Origin of the sequence: Psychroflexus planctonicus (assembly GCF_014640195.1) — a bacterium.
Classification (GTDB): Bacteria; Bacteroidota; Bacteroidia; order Flavobacteriales; family Flavobacteriaceae; genus Psychroflexus; species Psychroflexus planctonicus.
Genome location: NZ_BMGM01000003.1, coordinates 1 through 22,894, shown reverse-complemented (window position 1 = coordinate 22,894; position 22,894 = coordinate 1). Strand labels below are relative to the sequence as shown.

General features: G+C 33.6%; 19 protein-coding genes and 1 pseudogene. 8 read left to right on the top strand and 12 right to left on the bottom strand.

The window, feature by feature from the left end; all coding sequences use genetic code 11:
* Window positions 1–17 precede the first annotated feature (17 nt).
* Window positions 18–3,158, top strand: a complete 3,141-nt coding sequence (locus IEV72_RS03720) for a type I restriction endonuclease subunit R (protein ID WP_188457750.1) — start codon at window positions 18–20, stop codon at window positions 3,156–3,158.
* Between the two features lie 275 nt (window positions 3,159–3,433).
* On the top strand, window positions 3,434–4,810 hold the full coding sequence (locus IEV72_RS03715; protein WP_188457749.1) for an aldehyde dehydrogenase family protein: 1,377 nt from the start codon (window positions 3,434–3,436) through the stop codon (window positions 4,808–4,810).
* 153 nt (window positions 4,811–4,963) lie between these two features.
* Here the strand turns inward: IEV72_RS03715 and IEV72_RS03710 are convergent, their stop codons facing one another.
* From IEV72_RS03710 to IEV72_RS03695, 4 genes are read right to left on the bottom strand one after another with little or no spacing between them, the layout of a single operon-like run.
* Window positions 4,964–5,338 carry a hypothetical protein gene (locus IEV72_RS03710; protein WP_188457748.1) on the bottom strand — a complete coding sequence of 125 codons (375 nt, stop codon included), beginning with the start codon at window positions 5,336–5,338 and terminating at the stop codon, window positions 4,964–4,966.
* A gap of 52 nt (window positions 5,339–5,390) precedes the next feature.
* Window positions 5,391–7,094 carry a 2-succinyl-5-enolpyruvyl-6-hydroxy-3-cyclohexene-1-carboxylic-acid synthase gene (gene menD, locus IEV72_RS03705; protein WP_188457747.1) on the bottom strand — a complete coding sequence of 568 codons (1,704 nt, stop codon included), beginning with the start codon at window positions 7,092–7,094 and terminating at the stop codon, window positions 5,391–5,393.
* A gap of 49 nt (window positions 7,095–7,143) precedes the next feature.
* On the bottom strand, window positions 7,144–8,256 hold the full coding sequence (locus IEV72_RS03700; RefSeq protein ID WP_188457746.1) for a chorismate-binding protein: 1,113 nt from the start codon (window positions 8,254–8,256) through the stop codon (window positions 7,144–7,146).
* Window positions 8,257–8,260: 4 nt separating this feature from the next.
* Entirely contained in the window at window positions 8,261–8,683 is a 423-nt protein-coding gene (locus IEV72_RS03695) for a PaaI family thioesterase (protein WP_188457745.1), read from the bottom strand.
* A 46-nt stretch (window positions 8,684–8,729) separates the two neighbouring features.
* On the opposite strand from IEV72_RS03695, the gene IEV72_RS03690 reads away from it, so the two are divergent.
* Window positions 8,730–9,377 (top strand): alpha/beta hydrolase, encoded by a 648-nt coding sequence (locus tag IEV72_RS03690; RefSeq protein ID WP_188457744.1) that lies wholly within the window; start codon window positions 8,730–8,732, stop codon window positions 9,375–9,377.
* Window positions 9,378–9,382: 5 nt separating this feature from the next.
* On the opposite strand, the gene IEV72_RS03685 is transcribed toward IEV72_RS03690, so the two are convergent.
* Entirely contained in the window at window positions 9,383–12,400 is a 3,018-nt protein-coding gene (locus IEV72_RS03685) for a T9SS type A sorting domain-containing protein (protein ID WP_188457743.1), read from the bottom strand.
* A 206-nt stretch (window positions 12,401–12,606) separates the two neighbouring features.
* Here IEV72_RS03685 and IEV72_RS03680 point away from each other — a divergent pair, with 206 nt between their 5' ends.
* Window positions 12,607–13,161, top strand: coding sequence for a carboxymuconolactone decarboxylase family protein (locus IEV72_RS03680; RefSeq protein WP_188457742.1), 555 nt, complete (start codon window positions 12,607–12,609; stop codon window positions 13,159–13,161).
* A gap of 149 nt (window positions 13,162–13,310) precedes the next feature.
* On the opposite strand, the gene IEV72_RS03675 is transcribed toward IEV72_RS03680, so the two are convergent.
* Both IEV72_RS03675 and IEV72_RS03670 read right to left on the bottom strand, forming a co-directional pair.
* Window positions 13,311–13,667 (bottom strand): DUF4870 domain-containing protein, encoded by a 357-nt coding sequence (locus IEV72_RS03675; RefSeq protein ID WP_188457741.1) that lies wholly within the window; start codon window positions 13,665–13,667, stop codon window positions 13,311–13,313.
* A 61-nt stretch (window positions 13,668–13,728) separates the two neighbouring features.
* Window positions 13,729–14,214: a GNAT family N-acetyltransferase gene (locus IEV72_RS03670; RefSeq protein WP_188457740.1), complete on the bottom strand. Its 486-nt coding sequence runs from the start codon at window positions 14,212–14,214 to the stop codon at window positions 13,729–13,731.
* A gap of 27 nt (window positions 14,215–14,241) precedes the next feature.
* On the opposite strand from IEV72_RS03670, the gene ribD reads away from it, so the two are divergent.
* Genes ribD through IEV72_RS03655 form a run of 3 tightly spaced genes read left to right on the top strand, consistent with a single transcriptional unit; the run spans window position 14,242 to window position 16,788 of the window.
* A complete protein-coding gene (gene ribD, locus IEV72_RS03665) occupies window positions 14,242–15,300 on the top strand; it encodes a bifunctional diaminohydroxyphosphoribosylaminopyrimidine deaminase/5-amino-6-(5-phosphoribosylamino)uracil reductase RibD (RefSeq protein ID WP_188457739.1) in 1,059 nt (352 codons plus the stop codon).
* Window positions 15,293–15,901 (top strand): HAD-IA family hydrolase, encoded by a 609-nt coding sequence (locus tag IEV72_RS03660; protein WP_188457738.1) that lies wholly within the window; start codon window positions 15,293–15,295, stop codon window positions 15,899–15,901. The genes ribD and IEV72_RS03660 overlap by 8 nt, the downstream gene beginning before the upstream one ends.
* Complete coding sequence (locus IEV72_RS03655; RefSeq protein WP_188457737.1) at window positions 15,898–16,788, top strand: EamA family transporter; 891 nt, start codon at window positions 15,898–15,900, stop codon at window positions 16,786–16,788. The genes IEV72_RS03660 and IEV72_RS03655 overlap by 4 nt, the downstream gene beginning before the upstream one ends.
* 320 nt (window positions 16,789–17,108) lie before the next feature.
* Here IEV72_RS03655 and IEV72_RS03650 read toward each other — a convergent pair whose 3' ends face one another.
* From IEV72_RS03650 to pdxH, 4 genes are read right to left on the bottom strand one after another with little or no spacing between them, the layout of a single operon-like run.
* Entirely contained in the window at window positions 17,109–18,002 is an 894-nt protein-coding gene (locus tag IEV72_RS03650; protein ID WP_188457736.1) for a Ppx/GppA phosphatase family protein, read from the bottom strand.
* Window positions 18,003–18,013: 11 nt separating this feature from the next.
* Complete coding sequence (ppk1, locus tag IEV72_RS03645; RefSeq protein WP_188457735.1) at window positions 18,014–20,074, bottom strand: polyphosphate kinase 1; 2,061 nt, start codon at window positions 20,072–20,074, stop codon at window positions 18,014–18,016.
* A 2-nt stretch (window positions 20,075–20,076) separates the two neighbouring features.
* On the bottom strand, window positions 20,077–20,565 hold the full coding sequence (locus tag IEV72_RS03640) for a SixA phosphatase family protein (RefSeq protein ID WP_188457734.1): 489 nt from the start codon (window positions 20,563–20,565) through the stop codon (window positions 20,077–20,079).
* Window positions 20,566–20,568: 3 nt separating this feature from the next.
* A complete protein-coding gene (gene pdxH / locus IEV72_RS03635; RefSeq protein ID WP_188457733.1) occupies window positions 20,569–21,216 on the bottom strand; it encodes a pyridoxamine 5'-phosphate oxidase in 648 nt (215 codons plus the stop codon).
* A gap of 179 nt (window positions 21,217–21,395) precedes the next feature.
* Here pdxH and IEV72_RS03630 point away from each other — a divergent pair, with 179 nt between their 5' ends.
* Window positions 21,396–21,752: a DUF2237 family protein gene (locus tag IEV72_RS03630; RefSeq protein WP_188457732.1), complete on the top strand. Its 357-nt coding sequence runs from the start codon at window positions 21,396–21,398 to the stop codon at window positions 21,750–21,752.
* A gap of 94 nt (window positions 21,753–21,846) precedes the next feature.
* Here the strand turns inward: IEV72_RS03630 and IEV72_RS03625 are convergent.
* A pseudogene (locus tag IEV72_RS03625) lies at window positions 21,847–22,785 on the bottom strand (IS3 family transposase); the annotation flags it as partial.
* Between the last annotated feature and the right edge of the window lie 109 nt (window positions 22,786–22,894).

Here is a 22,894-nt window from a genome sequence, read left to right as displayed (position 1 = left end):
TAGCAAAGCTTAATATTATGAAATTCACCGAAGCAAAATTAGAACAAGCTATTGCAGACCTACTTAAACAGCAAGGCTATCCGCATATATTGGGTGCAAGCATTTTACGTAGTGAAGATGAAGTTTTAATTGAAGCTGACATTCACAAATTTCTTAACCATCAATACCAATCGCAAGGCATTACCACCCAAGAGATTCAACAAATTATTAGGCAAATAAAGAGTTTGCCTAATTCTGATATTTACGAAAGCAATACAGCCTTTACCCGTTTACTTTCCGATGGCTTTAGTTTAAAAAGAGAAGATAGAAATCAAAAAGACATCTGGATCTACTTAGTCGATTTTGAAAATATTGAAAATAATAACTTCAAATTTGTTACTCAACTAGAAATTGCAGGAAATCACAAACGCATTCCCGATGGCATCATTTACATCAATGGTTTCCCTTTAGTGGTGTTTGAATTTAAAACAGCCATAGAAGAAAATACTACTATTCATAACGCCTACAAACAATTAACCAATCGGTATAAAAGGGATATTCCGCAATTATTTAAATACAATTCATTTTGCATCATCAGCGACGGCGTAAATAACAAAGCAGGATCATTTTTTGCACCTTATGAGTTTTTCTATGCTTGGCGAAGAGTGAGTTTGCAATCTAAAGATGTGGATGGCATCAATAGCTTACATTCACTTATACAAGGCATGTTAGATCCCAAAAGACTGGTAGATATTGCTCAGAACTTTGTTTATGTGCCCGATTCGTCTAAAAAAGATGAAAAAATAGTTTGTCGCTATCCACAATATTATGCCGTTCGAGCTTTATTTGAAAGCATAAAAACAGCCCAAAAACCCAAAGGCGATGGCAAAGGTGGAACTTATTTCGGAGCAACGGGTAGTGGAAAAAGTTTTACTATGCTGTATTTATCGAAATTACTCATGAAGAGTGATTTCTTTGAAAATCCAACATTAGTTCTAATTACCGATCGTACAGATTTAGACGAGCAACTTTCAAGTCAATTTACCAATGCTAAAACCTTTATTGGTGATGATAACATTCAAAGCGTAGAAAGCCGTTCTGAATTAAGGGAATTACTACAAAACCGAGCTAGTGGCGGTGTCTTTTTAACTACCATCCATAAATTTACGGAAGACATTGAGCTCTTAACACATCGGAATAATGTAATCTGTATTTCAGATGAAGCACATAGAAGTCAAACTAACCTAGACCAAAAAATTAGAATTACCGATAAAGGCGTTAAAAAGACCTATGGTTTTGCAAAGTACCTGCATGATTCATTGCCTAATGCAACTTTTGTTGGCTTTACAGGAACACCAATTGATGCTACCTTAGATGTATTTGGTAAGGTTGTAGATGCCTATACCATGACTGAATCGGTAAAAGATGAAATTACCGTTCGCATTGTTTACGAAGGACGAGCAGCAAAAGTGGCTTTAGAAAATAGCGAACTCCAAAAAATTGAAGATTACTACAAAGTAGCAGAAGAAGATGGCGCTAACGAATATCAAATTGAGAAAAGCAAAAAGCAGTCTGCCAATTTAAATACCATTTTAGGCGACCCAGATCGCTTAAAAGCCTTGGCAGAAGACTTTGTAAAGCATTATGAAAACAGAGTAAATGAAGGATCTACCGTAAAAGGCAAAGCCATGTTTGTTTGTAGCTCTAGAGAAATTGCTTATCAATTTTATCTGAATTTACTTGAACTTAGACCTGAATGGGGTGAAGTTTTGTCTGCTGAGAAAGGTGCAGAATTAACTGAGAAAGATAAAAAGGAAATTAAACCTATGGAAAGGGTTAAATTAATCATGACCAGAAATCAGGATGATCCTAAAGAAATGTATGAACTACTAGGTAGCAAAGACTATAAAAAAGAATTAGATCGACAATTTAAAAACGAAAAATCAAATTTTAAAATTGCGATTGTTGTCGATATGTGGCTCACAGGTTTTGATGTTCCATTTTTAGATACCATTTATATAGATAAGCCTATTCAGAAACACAGCTTAATACAAACGATTTCTAGAGTTAACCGAAAATTTAAAGGAAAAGACAAAGGTTTGGTTGTTGATTATATCGGCATTAAGAATCAGATGAATTTAGCCTTAGCTATGTTTTCAAATAACGATGCCAAAAACTTTGAAGATATCGAGCATTCCTTGGTAATTGTCAAAAATCATTTGGATTTACTAGCGAAGTTGTTTCACAAGTTTGATAGTACAAACTATTTTTCTGGAAATGAGCTTGCCCAACTCAACACCTTAAATCTTACCGTTGAGCATGTGCAACAAAGCAAAGAAATGGAAACAAGATTCATGGGCTTAGTCAAGCGATTAAAAGCCGCTTACGATATTTGTACGGGAAGTGAAAAGCTTACCCAAGTCCAAAGAGATGAAACGCACTTTTATTTAGCGGTTCGCTCTATCATTGCCAAACTTACAAAGGGTAATGCACCTGACACCGCTCAAATGAATGCTAAAGTAAGAGAAATGATTGCTCAAGCTCTACAAAGTCAAGGAGTAGAAGAAATTTTCAAAATGGGCGAAGATGGAGTAAACGAACAAGATTTATTTGATGAAGATTATTTGGCTAAAATCAATAAAATCAAATTGCCCAACACAAAGATTAAGATTTTACAAAAGCTATTAGCTAGAGCAATTGACCAAATTAAGCAAGTGAATAAAGTAAAAGGAGTTGATTTTTCAAAGAAAATGGAGTCTTTGGTTAGCAAATACAATGATCGTAGTGCAAACGATAAACTCATTGGCGAAGTTTACGAAGAGATGGCAGACCAGCTGACGGATATGATTTGGCAAGTGTATGAAGAAATGAATTCCGGAAATGATTTAGGAATTGGATTTGAAGAAAAAGCCTTTTACGATATTCTATTTGACTTATGTAAAAAATATGACTTTTCTTATCCAGAAGATAAACTCATAAACCTAGCAAAAGCAGTAAAAGACTTGGTAGATAGCCAAGCAAAATTTCCAGACTGGAGCAAACGTGATGATATCAAATCAGCTTTAAAGGTAGGTTTAATATTACTGTTAGACGAACACGGTTACCCTCCAGTTGAAAGAGACGAAGTGTATCAAGAAATTTTTGATCAAGCAGAGAATTATAAAAAATTTCGGGCTTAGAATATAATTGCTTATAAAAGCGAAAAACATTTAAATTTACTCAAGAAATGTAACTCTCTACTTCTATTTTCAACATAAATTGTGAATTATAAAATACAATACTGGCGAAGGATTTTAGTTTCCTGATGAAACTAATACTACATGTTTTGGACTGAAAAATCTAAATTAAGCCATAATAAAAAATTTAATTTTTATGCTTAAATTTAGAATCATTCATTTTCTTTAGACTATTTTAATGCTTTAACTTTAAGCATACTATTATAATACTTGTTAACATGGACCATTCCAAAATTCTTACGCAACAAAAAAACTATATTGCTTCAAAAGAAAGTAATTCAATACAAGATCGTATTGAATTACTGAAAAAATTGAAATCTTACATTGAAGCACACGAGAAAGAAATTTTAGATGCGTTGTATGCCGATTTCAAAAAATCGCATTTTGAAGGTTATGCTACAGAGTTGTTGGTGACTTACAAAGAAATAAACTTATTCATCAAGAAATTGAAGAAATGGAGTAAACCGAAAAAAGTAACTCCTACTCTATTTAATTTTCCGTCTTCAGATTATATTTACCATCAAGCTTGGGGGCAAGTTCTGGTTATTGCTCCATGGAATTATCCTTTTCAATTGGCGATTAATCCTGTTTTAGCGGCTATTGCTTGTGGTAATTCCGTTATTTTAAAACCATCCGAATTAACCCCACATACGGCAAAAATACTTGAACAAGTTGTTCATGCCGTTTTTCCTAAGGAAATAGCTTATGTCATTCAAGGTGGCGTTGATACGTCTACTTATTTGTTAGAACAAAAATGGGATTACATCTTTTTTACGGGAAGCGTTCCGGTTGGGAAAATTGTGGCCAAAGCTGCGGCTGAGCATCTAACGCCGACTACCTTGGAATTAGGTGGAAAAAATCCATGTATAGTTGATGAAACGGCTGATATAGAAATCGCTGCCAAACGAATTGTTTGGGGAAAACTCATCAATGCCGGGCAAACTTGTATTGCTCCGGATTATATTTTAGTTCAAAAAAAGGTAAAGGAGAAATTAGTCAAGTTGCTTATTCAAGAAATTGAAGCATCTTACACCAAACATGTTGACCAATCTCCAGATTATCCTAGAATAGTCAATGAAAAGAATTTTGAACGCTTGGCCAAAATGCTTTCCGCTGAACAATTGCTCTACGGTGGCGACATCAACGAAAGAGACTTGTATATTTCTCCAACATTAATCGATGAACCTAAGTTAGAAAGTGCTTCTATGAAAGATGAAATTTTTGGTCCGATTTTACCTATTTTAAGTTACACCGATTTTGATGAAGCAGAACAAATTATTCATCATTACCCACATCCGCTATCGCTATTTATTTTTTCTGAAAATACAAGTCGAGCTAAACAATGGATGAAGCAATTTAAATTTGGTGGTGGCATTATTAACGATACCATTGTTCATTTCGTCAATGATCGCTTGCCATTTGGTGGAGTTGGTAATTCTGGTGTTGGCCAATATCACGGCAAACATTCCTTTGAAACCTTTACGCGTAAAAAACCAGTTTTACATCGAAAAACATGGATTGATTTGCCGTTTCGCTATCCGCCTTATGAGAATAAACTAGCTTTATTGAAGCGAGTTAAGGGATGGTTGACATAAGCTTATCGGTTTAAGCATATGGTTTGATGCGATGATTTACAAAGATGTTTTTCAGTTGATGATTAATTTTTCTACAAACAGAATAAAATTTGCTCTGACCTAAGCATTAGTCATAAACTGCGTGAAGGGTTTACAATAGTTTTTTCAATAAATTCATTCAAATCTGTTTTGCAGCTCAAGTGACATCTTTTCCCATGAATCATTTTTCAGTATTACTAAAATGACTCCATCTTTGGCAAGAGAACCATATTCTTCAAGACCTTCTGAAGCTCTTAGAACTTTAGTCGACTCAATCCACTTTGGTTGAATTTCTTTCAAGAAACTTTCTTCAAAATTTTTACTTTTAGGTCTATCTTGTGTGGTTTTACCCTTAATCTTTATTACATATAATGGATTTCTTTCTGCTTCATTACTACAATTTATTCTGATCTTTGTAACTTTTGTGTCTTTAATGGAATCACTAGTTTGACTGTAAGAAAAAATTGAGCAAGACAATGTTAGGATGAAAATTAAAAGTAATTTTTTCATGATGATTTAGTTTTGAAGTGACAAATGTAATTTATTTTCAACTAATTAAAAATTAGTCGATAAACTTAAAATAATCCAATAAAACCTGATCATTCAATGTTCTTGGTGTAAAAATTTCTAAAATTTGTGGCTTGTCGTGTTGAGTTGAAAAGAGAGACTTTAAAGCTTCTAAACTACTTGATTTATCATTAGCCGAAGTATAACCCCAATTGTACATTTTAGCTAAATGGGAAGCATTTAAGTCGTGGGTAGTTTCAAAATAAGTTTGGTAATATTCCTTTTCTTTTTCACCGGGAAGAATTCTAAAAATTCCACCACCCGAATTGTTAATAATAATGATTTTAAAATCTTTGGGAACGTAATTATTCCACAATGCATTGCTATCGTAGAAAAAACTCAAATCGCCTGTTACAAAAGTAGTTGGATGCTGATGGATTGTACTTGCACCAATGGCTGTAGAAGTACTTCCATCAATTCCGCTGGTTCCGCGGTTACAAAATGCGGGATTGGACGGCGCTAAATCGAATAAATTGGCATACCGAATAGTTGAGCTATTCCCAAATTGCAAGTGTTCATTTTCTGGAAAGGCTTCAATAATAGCATTAAACACCCAAAAATCGGTAAATGGAATTTCTTCAACATAAGCTTTTCTTCTTTCTATTTGTTTGATGTGCAGCGCATTCCAAGTTTCAAAATAAGTAGTACTTTTTGTATTCAACTTAGGTACTAATTGCTCAAAAACGGGATTGGGTTCTGCTTTGATGTGTTCCTTCAAACAAAAAAAGGTATCGTAAGCTTTTTTAGAATCGATGTGATAATGTGCTTTTGGAGAGAACTTACGCAAAAAGGATTTGATTTTCTTAGAAACAATCATTCCACCAAAAGTGAGTAAAATATCTGGTTGAAGCGCTTCAAACAATTCATTTGCATCTTCTTGGGTTTCAATGGGTGCAATAATGCCATCTATACTGGAAAAGAATTTTGGATGATGAATATTTGATGTGGCTTCTGTAAAAACCAAGGTAGCTTCATCTTCAGCAAAAAAATCAAGAAAGGATTGGTCAATAGTATTCGGATAATTTACACCCACTACAATCATTCGTTTTTCGGCTGCATTCCAGTCTTCAATTAAATTTTCTAATTGAAAAGCTTTAATTTCAGGTTGAGCAAAACTGAATGAATTTTGCATTGAAATCGATAAAGTTTCTGTTTTTCCATACAAAGGTTCTTGAAAAGGCGCATTGATGTGAACCGGACCTTGCTGCTGTAAACTGATGCGTAAAGCCTTAGCTAATTCAATTTCATTGTAATTTTGAATAGCAGATTCAGGTTGATTTTCATCGCTTCTTAAACAAGCGGAATACAACATGTGCTTTTCCATGGCGTTTTCTTGCCGAATGGTTTGGCCATCGCCAATATCAATGAGATAAGCGGGGCGATCGGCAGAAATTACCACCAAGGGAATATCGCTGTAAAAAGCTTCGGAAACCGCAGGATAATAATTTAATAAAGCTGAACCAGATGTGCAAACTACAGCGGTTGGCTTTTGGGTCTGTTGAGCGATGCCAAGCGCAAAAAAAGCAGCACAACGCTCGTCTACAATGCTGTAAGTCTTAACTTTTGGGTGATTGGAAAACCCGATGGTAAGTGGCGCATTTCTACTTCCTGGCGAAATAACCACATGTTCAATTCCGGAAATTACACAACTTTCTACGATGGTTTGTGCTAAAGGTATAGCCGAATAAATCTGATTCATTTTACAAAAATACGATTTGCCATTCAATAAAAATTCAAAGCCTTAGTTCTTAAAGCACTTTTAACAAGGTTTGCGATTTATCGCGGGTTTCCTTCCATTCTTCTGTTGCATTGCTCGAAGCCGTAACTCCGCCACCAACAAATAATTGGGCTTTGTTTTCTTTAATTTTCATACAACGTAAATTCACGTATAAATTGGTTTCTGCTCTTCGTTGTTTAATGGCTAAGGTTTCTTGGTTTCGATTAGAGCGCGAGCGTGTTTTTACTTTCGGTAGATTAATTTCGCCTAAAAAACCAGCATAAAATTCACGATTGTACTTTTCATTTTCTATGATATAGGACTTTGCATCTTCCGTTGGAAGTCCACAAACCGCAGGTGTTGGATGCAAATCTAAAATTACGTGTTGCAAATCTTTTTGTTGAATTCTCGCTGAAATATCTGTATTTAAATGCACCAAATTTCCTGCTTGTTTATCATAAGTTGCAGAAGCTTTTACTTGTTTTGAATACTTACCAAGTTTAGTTTGAATGTACCTTGAAACCAATCCTTGCTCTTCAATTTCCTTTTCTCTCCATTCGGGTGAAGAATTTTCTTGAAAAACACGTGTTCCGGCTAAAGCCATGGTTTTTAATTGAGATTGTGAATAGTTTACCAAAGTTTCGGGTGTAGCGCCAAGCCAAATTCCTTCGTTGGGATGGTACCATACATAAACCATTGCATTGGTGTACAGTTTAAGAAGCTTTTGAAAAGTTTCAAAAACATTATGGTTTTTCAATTGAAACTGAATAGGCCTGGATAGCACAATTTTTTGGTATTCACCTTGCTTCAATAAATGAATACTTTCGGCTAACAATTGAATGTAAATTCGTTTTTGATCTTCATCTTCTTCAATTGAAGTTTTACTTTGATTAATAGATTCAAATATTTCATTTTCAATTATTTCTATTTCATTGTAAGTTGATTTTTCTAGGTCAAAAAAATAATTTTGTTGTCTATTGTCAAATGGAAAGAACGTAAAACCCGAACGTGTAAATTCAGTTGAAACCACTTTGGAATCAGCCATAAAAAAGGATTGAAGAATATCCGATTTAGGCTGTCTATACAACACAAATGGAAGTTGATTTTGGAGTTGCGCACTTGCTTTTTGAAAGAAATCCTTCATTGAATTATTGCTTTGGTAAAGCGATGGTGGTTAATTTACACATGGAAATAAGTTGTTGCGCTTGGTTGGTAATTTCGATTTGCCAAACTTGAGTTGTTCTTCCTTTGTGGATAAAGCTAGCTTTGGCAAACACCTTTCCATCTTTTACGCTCCTTACGTGATTGGCGTTAATTTCCAGTCCACGAATGGAAAAATTATCAGTATCTAAAAACACAAAACAAGCAGCACTACCCACACTTTCTGCTAAAGCAACCATGGCTCCACCATGTAAAATTCCATCGGGTTGATGCACTTTTGGGCTTACCGGCATTTCGGCAACCAGAAAACCTTCGCCTACATCTACGTAACTAATATCTAGGGTTTGCATTAAAGTATTTGGTACGACTGCGTTACATCGTTCAAGGATTTCGGCTTTGGATAATTTCATTAAAAAAGCGTTTATTTGCAGCGTAAATTTACGAAAATAGCCTTGTATGCCTGCAAAAGAAAACACAATTTCTTACAAAACAACCAACACCTACTCTACTTTAAATACCATTACTGCTCAAACTAAAAACGTATGGATTGCTTGCCATGGTTTAGGCTATTTAAGCAAATATTTTACGCGGTATTTTACACCACTTGTAAAGGAAGAAAATTATGTTATTTGTCCGCAAGCGCCTTCCAAATACTACCAAGGAAGTGATTTTAGGTATGTGGGTGCATCTTGGCTAACTAAAGAAAATACGGTTTTGGAAACCGAAAATGTGCTGAATTACCTCGATGCTTTATACCAAAATGAAAAATCTACTTTTGCTGAAAAACGCATTATTTTAATGGGGTATTCGCAAGGTGTTTCTGTGGTTATGCGTTGGATGAGCAAGCGAAACATCAAATGTGATGACTTGGTTATTCATTCGGGAAGTATTCCTAAAGAATTGAAGTCGACTGATTTTGATGAACACCGAAACATCAATGTTCATTTAATCTATGGTAACAAAGATCAATACATCAATGATGAAAAATTGACTAATCAATTGAATTTTGCTAAAACTTTATTTCCAAATCAATTGAAAGTGTATGAATTTAAAGGCAAACACGAAGTAAATTCAGCTATTTTGAAGCAAATAGCTGAATCTTAGTTAGCCTATTTCTTGATGATTTTTGCCATTTGAGATCGGTTACCGACTTCTAATTTCAAGAGATAAACACCCGTTGGAAAATTTGAAAAATCAACATGTTCAATTTGCGTCCCTTTTCGAGTAGTTAGTTTTTTTCCTTTGATATCAAAAACTTCGATTTTTGAAATGGGTTCATTTGATTCGATAATTAACTGTGAAGTAACTGGATTGGGATAGGTTTTAAATTCAAATGCTGCTTCTTCGTTTATACTTAAGGTACAATCTGGATCGTCTTCAGCTAAAGCAATTAAATTAATGCTAGTGGTTTCAAAACAAGTTGGATTTAGTAAATTACTAATTTGAGCTGAAATGCTTTGAGAGCTTGTTATTGAAAAATCATTAGAAGAAGTAATTTCGTTTCCATTTTCATCAAAAAACGCAATGGCATGTGTAGTTGAATTTTGGTTACTGCCGAATAATGTTGTTTCAAGATCAGTTAAATTAAAGCTTGCTGTTTGACTTTCTGCATCAATACATTCTTCAATTTCGTCTACTTCGTTAATTTCCACAGGAAAACTGGTTAATTCAAATGAATCTACGACAAAACAATTTGCTGAATTTGTATTTTGCAAACGAATAAAAATAGTTTCGTTTAAAGATGAAGCCGTGTAATTAAGCAAATCAGTACCTTGACTTTCCAATGAATTTACATTGTCTTCTGCATCTTGTAAAGATGTAAAATAAGCTACTTCAACTTCGTTAGAATCTTGCGTACCTAAAGCTACTGAGGTGTTTTCGGTTAAATTGAAAGTAGCATTCAAATCGAAATCGCTACAAGCTTCCAAGTCGTTTAGATTTTGGATTTCGGGAGTAACTTCAATTAATAGACTAAAACTTGTTGTTTCAACACAAGTTGGGTTGTTTACATTGGCTACTTCAATGGTTATAATTTCATTACTTGTAGCTTGGTAATTTTCAGGATTACTGATTTCTACATCATTTTCATCGAAGTAAGCAATGGTAAAATCAGTTGAATTGGCTGTTGTTGGAAGCAACTCAGCTTCAACTTGCGATAAATCGAAAAAAGCAGAAGTTTCTCCTGATTCTGTACAATTTACTAAATTGTCTACTTGATTAATTTCCACAGGAAAACTGGTTAATTCAAATGAATCGACCACAAAACAATCAGCTGAATCTGAACCTTGTAAACGAATGAAAATAGTTTCGTTTTCAGATGAAGCAGTGTAATTGAGCAAATCAATTCCTTGACTTTCCAATGAATTTACATTATCTTCTGCATCTTGTAAAGATGTAAAATAAGCTACTTCAACTTCGTTTGGGTCTTGGGTACCTATAGCTTCTGAGGTATTTTCCGTTAAATTGAAAGTGGTATTCAAATCGAAATCGCTACAAGCTTCCAAGTCATTTAAATTTTGGATTTCTGGAGTCTGTTTTAATGTAATATCAAATTCGACTTCATCTGAGCAGTCATCTACATTAGACAAAGACAAGACCGCAGTAATTGTAGTTGTTTCATTATCTAAGCTGTAGTTAGATGGCTCATCAATAAAAGTGTCATTTTCGAAGTATTCAATTATAAAATTTGAACTAGTTTGGTCTCCTTTAATTTGGGCATCAAGCGTTGTTAAATCAACAATTGTATTAGTTTCTCCAGAAATAGAGCAGAATTCGGTGTTTTCGGGTGCATTGGCGGTGATGTTTCCAGCATCGACTAAAGTGAAAAACTCTACCGCAAAACATTCAGGATTATCAGCATTTTCAATCCTTAAAAACATGAATTGCTGAAAATTGTCTAAGCTTAAGGCTGTTGGATCAAAACCTAAATCGGTTACAGAATTGGTTCCTGAATTGGCTTCAGGCAAGGTAAAATGATAGGAAATATCAAAATTTCCAGTTTGACTACCTAAAGCTAAAGCATCGTTTTGCGTAAGATCAAAGGTAATTTCTTCGTCACCGGAAGAACAAGATGTAATATTTTCAATGTCTTCTATAACTGGCGAAGCTATTGGAAAAATAGTTAATTGATTGAGGCTATTTTGATTAATTCCTATTGAACCATCACTTAAGTCTATAATTGTAACACCTGGATAAACTAATCTATAGGAAATACCAATGTTAACAGGTTCAAGTCCTTCAATTTCATTTTCGAAAATAGCTATTGAAGTTCCATCTTCATCAACTATTGCAAAATTAACTCCCACTTGAAAAGTAATCTCACTTATATCAACTAACACCTGCTCTTCAATATTTACCGAAGTAGTCCCATTAGGGTTGGCACATACGCTAAAATCATTGGTGTTAAACTCATCTTCTTGTGGGTTAAAAACATAAATATCAAAATTAACCGTATCAAAACAGGTGTCAGAATTGGCAAACTCTATTCTTGCGGACATATTAATGATGTGTTGTGGACCATCATCAGGGTCTATAAAAAAGTTTTCAGGATTTTGAATAGGATTGACATTATTATTCGCATCATTTATATTTTCAAAATACTGAATACTAAAAGATCCTGACTGAGATTGTATAATTTTTGAATTGATTTCTGTAAGGTCATAAATATTATTTTCTATATCATCTATCCCAATAAAAAATACATCGGGCTGGAAAAAAGTATTTGTATTTGCATTTAAAGGTTCATTAGCGATGGGCTGCTGATTACTAATCAATAAAAAAGTAGAATTATCAAAATTAGTTTCATCTGCATCTTCCACAACATTTACCCAAACTTGCGCTAAACCAAAAGTTCCTGTGGAATAATTTGCAGGATTGGAAATAGCATTACTAATCGTATTGTTGTTGGAATCTGCTTGGTTATCGAAATAATAAACGCTGTATAAATTTGGGTCTAGTCCATCAAGAACGTTACTATTGTTAAGGGTTAAATCAAATCCTTCAGTTGTGCTTTGAAAGCATTCGGTGATGTTAACAGGATTACCAATGTTGATGTTGGCAAAGAGCGTTAGGTTAAAAAAAAGAAATAAAGCTAAGATTGAATTTCTAATGTGTAGATTTCTAGACATTTTTTTGGTTTTTGATTAGCAATTTAATAATAAAACAACTTAGTTATTAAAAATCCTACCATATAAATAACATTTTTAAGATATCATTCTGTTATTTTTAGTAATGCCGCTATCACTTATCTTAAAGAATAGAAGATATTTAACTGATGCTGTAAGTTATTCAGCAACAAATCGACAGATTAAACAGTAACAGAAAAAAACTGATGATGAAACTTAAAAAATTAGACGAAAAAAATTCAACAGGAATTGCAAAAGACATTTTAGAAAATGTAAAATCTAAAATGGGAATGATTCCAAATATGTTTGCCTATATGGCTAATAATCCAGCCTTATTGAAATCCTACTTAGAGACTGAAAAAAACTTTAGAGAACATGCTGGATTTTCTAGTGTTGAACAGGAAGTGATTTTATTGAGTGTTTCAATTGAAAATGAATGTACTTACTGCGTGGCAGCACATAGTTTTATTGCTAAAAACCAATCTAATGTTCCTGAAGAAGTGGTAAAAAGTCTTCGCGAAGGAAAAGAAATTAAAGATAAAAAACTGGCTGCTTTACAAGTTCTCACTAAAGAAATTGTAAAGACTAAAGCTTATCCGTCACAAGAAAGTTTAGATGAATTTAAAAATCAAGGCTACTTAGATGAGCAATATTTAGGAGTGCTTACTGGAATTGCTTTAAAAAGTATGAGTAATTATTTCAATCACATGAATGAGACCATTGTGGATGATGCTTTTTCAGATTTTAAATGGGAAAAAAATTAAGTTATAAGAAAAAGAAAAATAAGGAATACGCTAGTCGACTTTTTTCATGATGGATTGTTTTGGTTGATGAGAATCCAGCCTTTATACGAATTATTCCGCTATGAGTAATTTATATAATCAGGCTGGATTTGTTTTTTAAAGCATTAAAATCATCGTATAAAAGGAATAGTCAAAGGGTAATAAATTGGCTTGTTATTGCTTGCATTAACTGCATTTACAATTGGAAAAACCAAAGCTAAAACAAGAATGGCAAAGTAAACAACAAAGCCAACCAATATAAATAAAAGCGGTATGGCAATAATACCGTACAAAATTAAACTCAATTGAAAATTAACAATGCTTTTACCGTGTTCGTCCATGTCAATTATTTCATCTTTTTTGGTCAACCAAATAATTAGCGGCACAATTAAACCACCAAAACCAGTTATAAAGGTTAATAATTGTAATACGTGTGTTATAATAAGTAATTGGTTATCTTCTCGTTGTACTTGATGTGTTGTATGCATGATAAACGTATTTATTCGATTAATTAGTAGAATAAGTTGTAAAAATGTTACAGGTCTATTCTCAAAATTTCTTCAACATCCAGACTGTACAAGAAAAATGTCCCGTGTTTCCTAAGCGTTTATCAATATATTCGAATCCATTTTTTAGATATAAATTTTGTGCAGCTTTCATACTGGGTAAGGTTTCAATATATACTTCTTTAAAGTTGTTTTCTTGGGCAAAAGTTAGGCACTTATCCATCATCATTTGCCCCCAGCCTTTTCCTCGTGCTTGATCTAAAAAATACATTTTTTGTAATTCGCAAATCGAATCATTTTCACCGGACAAGGGAGCAATTCCTGCACCGCCAAGTATTTTCTGATCACCTTCAAATACAAAATAGTTACTCCTAGGATCTTGATAATCTTCATGTAAGCTATCTAAACTCGGATCGGCGTAAGCAGTACCTACTTTAGGAACACCTAAACCAATTAAAACTTCACGAATTACCTTAGCAATTTCAGGATTGTCTTTTGCTTGAATTGAACGGATTTTTATGGAATTCATTTATTTTATAATGCTATTTTTGCGGGCGTGAATATAAACGAAAAATACATAAAACGCTGTTTAGAATTAGCCGAAAATGGACTGGGTAACACCTACCCAAATCCGTTGGTGGGCGCAGTTGTTGTTCACGAAAATAAAATTATTGGTGAAGGTTGGCATCACGAAGCTGGAAAACCCCACGCTGAAGTGAATGCCATTGCGCAAGTAAAAGATGAATCGCTTTTGAAGCAATCTACGATTTATGTGAATTTGGAGCCTTGCAGTCACTTTGGTAAAACACCACCGTGTAGCGATTTAATTATTGCAAAAGGCATTAAAAAAGTGGTCATCGGCATGCTCGATCCATTTGAAAAAGTAGCTGGTCGCGGCATCAAAAAATTAATGGATGCGGGTTGCCAAGTTCAAGTTGGTGTTTTAGAAGATCAGTGCAAAGCACTTAACCAACGTTTTTTGACTTATCACTTGCAAAAAAGACCTTATATTATTTTAAAATGGGCGGCTTCACAAGATGGATATTTAAGTCCTTTTCTATTTCCAGAAATACCAAAAAATCCAGCGCCTGTTTGGATTACAGGAAGTCAATCTAAGCAACTTGTTCATTTGTGGAGAAGTCAGGAACAAGCCATCTTGGTGGGTGCAAATACCGTTTTAGCCGATCAACCGAGTTTAACTACGCGATTATGGAAAGGAAAAAATCCAACACGCGTAATTTTAGATCCCGATTTAACACTAACAGCAGAAGCAAAAGTCTTTAATAGTGAAACCAAAAGCATTTGGATTCATGATGAAAAAATACAAAATAAAAATCATAGTTTAAGCGTTTCTGAACCAATGCAATTTGCTGAAGATAGCTTAAGCAAATTGATGCAAATTTTGTATAAACATGAAATACAATCGCTTATTGTAGAAGGTGGCGCTTTTACCTTAAATCAATTTATCCAAGCCAATTTATGGGACGAAGCTCGGGTGTTTACAGGAAAAAGTATTTTTAAAAAAGGAACTCCCGCTCCTACTTTGCCCAAAGAAAAAATTAGAGAAGAAAAAATTATTGATATAGACCAATTAAAAATATACAGAAATGATTAAAACCTTATTGTTCGATTTTGGAGATGTTTTTTTAACCTTAGATAAATCTGCTACACAAACCCATCTAAAACGCTTCGGAATAACAGAATTTAACAAGGAAATGCTCATCAAGAATCAAGCTTATGAAATGGGTTTGATTCCTACAAAAGATTTTATTTCTTACTATACTGAAAAATTTCCACAATTAAGTGAATTGGATTTTATTCATGCATGGAATTCCATTTTAATCGATTTTCCAAAACACAAGTTGGATTTTTTGAAAAACCTAGCAGCCGATAAGCAGTTTCAATTAATTTTATTGAGCAATACAAACGATTTACACATACAATGGGTTGAAGAAAATATTGCAATTTATTCAGAGTTCAAAGCTTGTTTTGATGCCTTTTATCTATCGCACGAAATTGAATTGAGAAAACCAAATGCCGATGTTTTCAAATTTATATTAGACAATCATTCGCGTAAACCGGAAGAGATTTTGTTTATAGACGATACCAAAGAAAACACCGATGCAGCCGATAAATTAGGTTTGAAAACATGGAATTTAAAAGCGGGTAATGAAGATGTAGTAGATTTATTTAACGTTAATCGCTTTTTAATTTGATTTACTTAGCCTTAAGCATCCTTTCTTCTAGCTTAATTTATATTGTTTTTAAGCTCCTTGGCAAGTTTCAAGTAAAAACCTTACATGCACTGATTTTTAATTACATCACTGCTTTTTTAATTGGCTTAGGCACACACTCTAATCAATTTCAAATTGCGAATATATTTGAAAAACAGTGGTTTTTAGGAAGTGTAATCCTGGGCTTTCTTTTTATTTTGGTTTTTAGTTTAATGGTAAAAACCACACAAGAATTAGGCATGTCGGTAGTTTCCGTAGCCAGCAAAATGAGTGTTGCCATTCCTGTGATTTTTGTAATTTGGTATTATAATGAACCCCTTGGCTTGTATAAAGTTATAGGAATTGCTTTGGCGCTAGTTGCCGTCTTATTGGTTTCAATAAAAAAGAAAACCAGTGTAAAGCTAGGTTTGTTTAGTATTTTACTTCCATTCTTAGTTTTTTTTGGCAGCGGAATAATTGAAACCAGCATTAAGTTTTTAGAACAAGATTACGTTAGCAATACTGATGTTGGAAATTTCTCGCTCGTAATCTTTTTCTTTGCCGCTTGTTTTGGTTTGCTATTTTGGTTTTTAAAACGTATCAAATCTAAATCGGATTCCCGTTTTCAGTTGAAGGAAATCTTAGGTGGAATTGCATTAGGAATTCCTAATTTTTATTCCATTTACTTTTTTATATCTGCTTTAAAAAGCGAAGTTTTTCCTTCTTCACTTTTATTTGTACTGAATAATGTAAGCATCGTAGTGCTTTCAACTTTACTTGGTATTGTTTTGTTTAAAGAGAAACTGACAAGTAAAAATTGGATTGGCATCGGTGTTGCCGTAGCCAGTATAGCCTTGATTTATTTTACTTCAGATTTAATTGTTGCTTGATAATAATGTGCATGCTTTTTCAGTATAGAATTTCAGCTAGAATGTTTTGTTTGGTAAGTTTTTAGTTAGTGTGATGCTGCGAAACAATGCTGCGAAGTCAGGAGACTTCGCAGAGCGAAATTTTGCAAAACAAAAAGCATTAGTGCATTCGTGGTTGCTAATTTTTTAGATTTATAAACTAAGTATGTATTCGAGGTATTTAGAAGTCTTTATTAATAATGATGCGAAGTCAGGAGACTTCGCAGAGCGCAGGATTTTGCAAAACAAAAAACACTCGTGCATTCGTGGCTATTAAAAAATATAAAGTTTTAACCAAGTAACTAATTGGAATCTGCTTGATATAGGGATTTTACAATTCCGTCAACTAACCCAATTTTAGGAACATACACGTTTTTAGCTTTGCTGAATTTCATAGCCGTTAAATAGATTTTTGTAGCAGGAATAATAACATCGGCACGATCTTGATTTAAACCCAATTGCACAATACGTTCTTCATAAGTTAAAGAATTCAAGAGTTGGTAATAGGAACTCATATAGAAAAAAGACAAGGGTTTTCCTATTTTCTTACCGCTATTTTTAAAAATATTGTTGATATTTCCACCTGATCCTATCAATTTTACTTTTGAAAAATCGCGTGTATTGGTTTTTATCCAAGTTTCAAAATTTCGCCAATCTTCATCTGAAACCAATTCATTTAATAGACGTACAGTACCAATTTGAAAAGATTTTGAAGCGACGGTTTTTCCTTCGTGGTAAATGGTTAATTCGGTACTTCCACCACCCACATCTACGTACAAATAAGTTGAATCTGAACTGATTAAATCCTGAAGATCTGTTGCTGCAATAATCGCTGCTTCGTCGTCACCGTTTATAATTTCAATGTTAATTCCTGTATTTTGAAGAATTTCTTTAGCTAGTTCGTCTCCATTTTCTGCATCGCGCATTGCTGATGTCGCACAAGCCCGATATTTACTAATTTGATGCAATTCCATTAGCAATTTGTAGGATTCCATTGCCTTCAACATGCGTTGGTAATTTGCTTCTGAAATTCGTTTATTAACAAACACATCTGATCCTAAGCGAATAGGAACACGAATTAAAGATGTTTTTTTAAAATGCGTAGGCTTGTTTTCTGGTGTAGTAACCGTAGAAATTAGCAATCTTATGGCATTGGAACCAATATCAATGGCAGCGTATTTTTCAATTTTTAGCACACGTGTTTAATTTAAGCATTATATTTATTCAAATAATAGTTATAAGTAGCAAACTGACTTCTCACCTTTTCTCCTTTGGTTTTTCGGTATGCATTTTTGGGCTTTGAAAAATCTCTTGCTTTTACATTTTCTTTCCAGCAAATATCAAAGGTATCTAAAAGTTGATTCTTCAGTTCATCATCATAAATGGGACAACTAATTTCTACTCTATGGTCTAAATTCCGAGTCATTAAATCGGCAGAAGAAATGTAAATTTTAGGATCTCCTGCATTTTCAAATATGTATAATCTTGGATGTTCTAAAAACTTATCTACTACGCTTATAGCTTCAATATTCTCACTCATTCCTTTAACACCGGGAACCAGACAATTGATACCGCGAATAATCAATTGAATGGGTAAACCGGCTCTACTTGCTTCATATAATTTATCAATCATTAAATAATCTGAAAGTGAATTGACTTTGAATTTTATGCCAGCTGGCTTTCCTTTTTTATGATTCTCAATTTCTTGATCAATCATTTCTTCAAAACGTTCTCTAGTGTAATGCGGACTTACAATCAAGTGTTTGTATTTTTTTACTTTGTAGTTTACTTCAAAAAATTCAAATACTTTTTTAATGTCTTTTAAAATTCCTTGGTCTGCCGTAAACAAGGTATAATCAGTGTAAATTTTGGCTGTATTTTCATTGAAGTTTCCTGTACTTATAAATCCGTAACGTTTTACTTTTTCATTTTCTAAACGTTCGATATAACAGGCTTTGGCATGAACTTTTAATCCAGTTACTCCAAAAATTAGGTGAATACCTTCTCGCTGCATTCGTTCAGCATATTTAATGTTGTTAGCTTCATCAAAACGTGCTTGCAGTTCTATAGAAACAGTAACTTTTTTTCCGTTTTTAGCCGCATTGATTAACGAACTGGCAATGTGCGATACTTCCGCTAAGCGATAAATAGTGATGCCTATAAATTTCACTTTTGGATCCAAGGCAGCTTCACGTAAAAACTTCACAACATAAGAAAAGGTTTGATATGGCGCATACAGCAAATAATCTTGTTTTTCGATGCTTCTTAGCAAACTACCTTGTAAGCTAAGTCCAGCGATAGGCAAAGGTTCAATTTTATCGTACAGCAAATGTTTAGAACCCAAATCGGGGAATTTCATATAATCTCTTCGATTGTGGTAACGCCCACCAGGAATAATGCTATCTTCATTGTCAATTTGCATTTTATCCAGCATAAAATCCAATGTATCTTGGTCTATCGAGCTATCGTACACAAAACGAACTGGATCGCCGTCTACACGATCTTTAACGCCTTCCATAATTTTTTCAATATAACTTTTATTGAAATCGCCTTCTAAATCCAATTGCGCATCACGAGTTATTTTAACCATATGCGCAGAAATGGATTCATAATCAAAAATATTGAAAATGCTATCTAAATTAAAACGGATTAAATCGTCTAGCAGAATAACGTACTTTTTTGAATTTTCGGAAGGAATAACCACAAAACGATTTACGCTCGATGGAATTTCAATTAAAATGTATCTATTTTCAAACTTTTTGCCTTTCTTTTGAATCATTTTTACACTCAAATACGCAGCAGAGTCTTTTAATTTAGGGACATCATCTAGATCATTCAACATAATAGTAACCAATGCTGGACTTACTTTTTGCAAGAAAAAATCTTTTAAAAACTTGGCTTGATTTTCATCTACTTCATCTTCTCGAATAATGTAAATGTCATGTTCTTTAAGTTTCTCTTGAATTTTACTCAATATTTCTAAGCTATCCGCTTGTTGCTTGATCACAATTTGTGTGATTTCTTTGAGCAATCTACTTGGACTGATGCCTCCCAAGAGTCGTCTACCTTTACCATCTGCACTATTTTCAATGCGTTTGATAGCTGCATATCGAACACGAAAAAATTCATCTAAATTATTTGAAAATATACCTAAGAAACGAAGTCTTTCAATTAACGGTACACTAACATCTTCAGCTTCTTGCAAAACACGTTCATTAAATTGCAGCCAACTGAGTTCTCTGTTGATGTATTTATTTTGTTTATTCATAATTAACGTAGATTTTTGGGAAATAAAAGCAAGTTTATTTTTGCTTCTCTAATGCTGCTCCAATTGTCAGACTTAAATTCCATTTCAACCAAGCCTGTAGTTGGCAAATTACCCAGTTCTGCTGTTTCACAAAAATAATTTACTAGTTGTGTGAATGCAGGATTATGGCCAACTAACATCATGTTATCTATTAGGTCTGGTAATTTAAAAATAAGCTTCAATAGCTCTGCTGCATTAAAAGTGTAAAATTCATCTTTTATTCTAAAATCGTCTACTTGATCTTCTAATTTTTCAACAATTAATTGAGCTGTTGTTTTAGCTCGATTAGCTTTACTAGACCAAATTGTAAAATTGTAATTTGCTTCTCTACCAAATGTTTCGGCTACCAATTCTGCATCATCATAAGCAATTTTCTGCAATGGTCTATCTTCGTCTAAAACATTGTTTTCCCATGAAGATTTTCCGTGTCGTAATAAAATTAGTCGTTTCATAAATTAGGGTGCTAGGCGTTCAATTTTCCAGTCTAAACCGTTTTGTAAACTAAATAAAAAACGATCGTGTAAACGATTGGGTCTACCTTGCCAAAATTCAATAGATTCGGGTTTTACTACAAATCCTCCCCAGTTTTTGGGGCGTTCTGGCTTTTGTTCTTTGTATTTATTTTCTAATGATTTCAATTTGTTTTCTAAGACTTCACGATCTTCAATAACTCTACTTTGGTCTGAAGCCATTGCGCCCAATTGGCTGCCTAAAGGCCTAGATGAAAAATAATTATCAGATATGTTTTCTGGTACTTTTTCGGCTTTCCCCTTAATAATTACTTGCCTTTCTAAGCTGGGCCAAAAAAAAGATAAACACACTTTTGGGTTGGCTAAAATGGCTTTTCCTTTCTCACTTTCGTAATTGGTATAAAATACAAAACCATTTTCGTCGTAAGATTTCAATAAAACCACTCTTGTTTTAGGAAAACCATCTTCACCAATAGTTGAAATACTCATGGCGTTGGCTTCGTCTACTCCATCAGCTTGATCTACTTCATAGAACCATTTTCGAAATTGTTGTAAGGGATTTTCGTCTAGGTTTTCTCTCACCAAAGCAGCCTTTTCATAAGATTTTCGGTAGTTGTGTAAGTTCTGTTTCATATCCTGCAATTTAAAAGAAAAATTAAATTTTACTTCTAAGCTTTTGTGAAAATACTACATATTATAATAAACTAATTTTCATGATTTATAAGTCGGTTTATTTTTGAAAATGAAGCTGAAAAATTATTCTTAAAATCTCACCTAAGAACTAAGTTTAATTTTACTTTGTACAAAAAAAGATGCAGAAAAATGTATTAGGCGAAAAATTACAATCTTGTTCAACCGATCCTATGACGGGCGTTATGCGTGATGGTTTTTGTAGTTATCTACCGCAAGACAATGGCTTGCATATTGTGGCTGCTAGAGTAACACAAGGTTTCTTAGAATGGAATAAAGCACGCGGTAACGATTTAATTACGCCAAAACCAGAATGGAATTTTCCGGGTTTAAAAGACGGCGACTGGTGGTGTATTTGTATGGGTGTTTGGTTAAAGAGCAAAGAAGCTGGACACGGATTACTCATTAAATTGGAATCTTGCCATGAAAAAGTTTTGGATTATGTTACAATGGAAGAATTAAAAAATTGGGCGGTTTGAAAATGAGTTGGTAGCTTTTAGTTCTTAGTTGGTAGTTTTTTGAACTTCCCTAAATAGGGTTGACCGTTTTGGTTAATATTCTAATTTACTTTTTTCATAATTCTATCGGACAATTATGAGCCTGAGGCTCTTCTTTTGGGTTAAAGTCTTGGTGGCTCAATGCCACCTTGACTTTATAATTACCATCGGCATAAATAATCACCATCGGTCTTTTTTGGGTATTCAAACTTAAAAAATAATTTTTAAACTCTTTTGGTGTTTTTCCTTTTAAACTATCATGCTGTCTTTTGGTATTGTAGTGTTCTACTGCTTTCTTTGTTTTAGCTTTTAAAGTTTTAAGGTTATTGATATGCCATAGTTTTAAATACTCGTTTTTTATAGTGCCATTCACTCGCTCTGCAAAGGCATTATCTTGAGCTATTAATCCCATACTTAGTTTTATACCAGCATTTTTAAGCATTTTTTTGTAAGCATCACTTCCATTTTGAGAACCACGGTCTGAGTGATGAATCATGTTCCTTCTATCAGAAGGGTTTATCTGTTTTAAAGCCATCTTCAAAGCTTTTATGTTACTCTCTTTACGCATGTTATTGCTTACATTATAGCCTATTATCTCTCTAGTGTAGACATCTATTATAAAGACTATATAATAAAATTCATCTTCAATATCAAAATAAGTAATGTCACTTTGAATTACTTGACTGGGTCTTGTAACCATCATTCCTTCAATTAAGTTTGGATACTTTAAATGTGTTGGTGTAGTTGTTCTCCTGTAGTTTTTAATAGTTCGTATACGATAACCTAAGTCCATAAAAATCTCGCAAAACTTATCTCTACCCATATATTTAGGTTTGAGTGTTTTGTACATTTTCTCTACCCCACAACCTGGGTGATCTTTTCGCATTATATCTGCTTGACTAATTGATTCCATAAGTTCGGTGTCAAAATTTAGTTGTCTTTGTCTTGCTTGATAAACAGCTTGCTTACTAATATTCAAACAACGATAAAGTGCATTCAGACTATAATTTAGTTCTTCTTTGTGGTCTTGGAACCACCAGAGTGTGGGGTGTTTGAGTTTTTTTTGATGTCGATATCATATTCCTGTTTAGCTAACTCTATCATCTTTTCTAGATAGTCAATAT

Excerpts from the sequence above, each read along its gene's own strand:
- IEV72_RS03720 (WP_188457750.1), top strand. The coding sequence starts at position 18 with ATGAAATTCACCGAAGCAAAATTAGAACAAGCTATTGCAGACCTACTT.
- IEV72_RS03715 (WP_188457749.1), top strand. The coding sequence starts at position 3,434 with ATGGACCATTCCAAAATTCTTACGCAACAAAAAAACTATATTGCTTCA.
- IEV72_RS03710 (WP_188457748.1), bottom strand. The coding sequence starts at position 5,338 with ATGAAAAAATTACTTTTAATTTTCATCCTAACATTGTCTTGCTCAATT.
- menD (WP_188457747.1), bottom strand. The coding sequence starts at position 7,094 with ATGAATCAGATTTATTCGGCTATACCTTTAGCACAAACCATCGTAGAA.
- IEV72_RS03700 (WP_188457746.1), bottom strand. The coding sequence starts at position 8,256 with ATGAAGGATTTCTTTCAAAAAGCAAGTGCGCAACTCCAAAATCAACTT.
- IEV72_RS03695 (WP_188457745.1), bottom strand. The coding sequence starts at position 8,683 with ATGAAATTATCCAAAGCCGAAATCCTTGAACGATGTAACGCAGTCGTA.
- IEV72_RS03690 (WP_188457744.1), top strand. The coding sequence starts at position 8,730 with ATGCCTGCAAAAGAAAACACAATTTCTTACAAAACAACCAACACCTAC.
- IEV72_RS03685 (WP_188457743.1), bottom strand. The coding sequence starts at position 12,400 with ATGTCTAGAAATCTACACATTAGAAATTCAATCTTAGCTTTATTTCTT.
- IEV72_RS03680 (WP_188457742.1), top strand. The coding sequence starts at position 12,607 with ATGAAACTTAAAAAATTAGACGAAAAAAATTCAACAGGAATTGCAAAA.
- IEV72_RS03675 (WP_188457741.1), bottom strand. The coding sequence starts at position 13,667 with ATGCATACAACACATCAAGTACAACGAGAAGATAACCAATTACTTATT.
- IEV72_RS03670 (WP_188457740.1), bottom strand. The coding sequence starts at position 14,214 with ATGAATTCCATAAAAATCCGTTCAATTCAAGCAAAAGACAATCCTGAA.
- IEV72_RS03660 (WP_188457738.1), top strand. The coding sequence starts at position 15,293 with ATGATTAAAACCTTATTGTTCGATTTTGGAGATGTTTTTTTAACCTTA.
- ppk1 (WP_188457735.1), bottom strand. The coding sequence starts at position 20,074 with ATGAATAAACAAAATAAATACATCAACAGAGAACTCAGTTGGCTGCAA.
- IEV72_RS03640 (WP_188457734.1), bottom strand. The coding sequence starts at position 20,565 with ATGAAACGACTAATTTTATTACGACACGGAAAATCTTCATGGGAAAAC.
- pdxH (WP_188457733.1), bottom strand. The coding sequence starts at position 21,216 with ATGAAACAGAACTTACACAACTACCGAAAATCTTATGAAAAGGCTGCT.
- IEV72_RS03630 (WP_188457732.1), top strand. The coding sequence starts at position 21,396 with ATGCAGAAAAATGTATTAGGCGAAAAATTACAATCTTGTTCAACCGAT.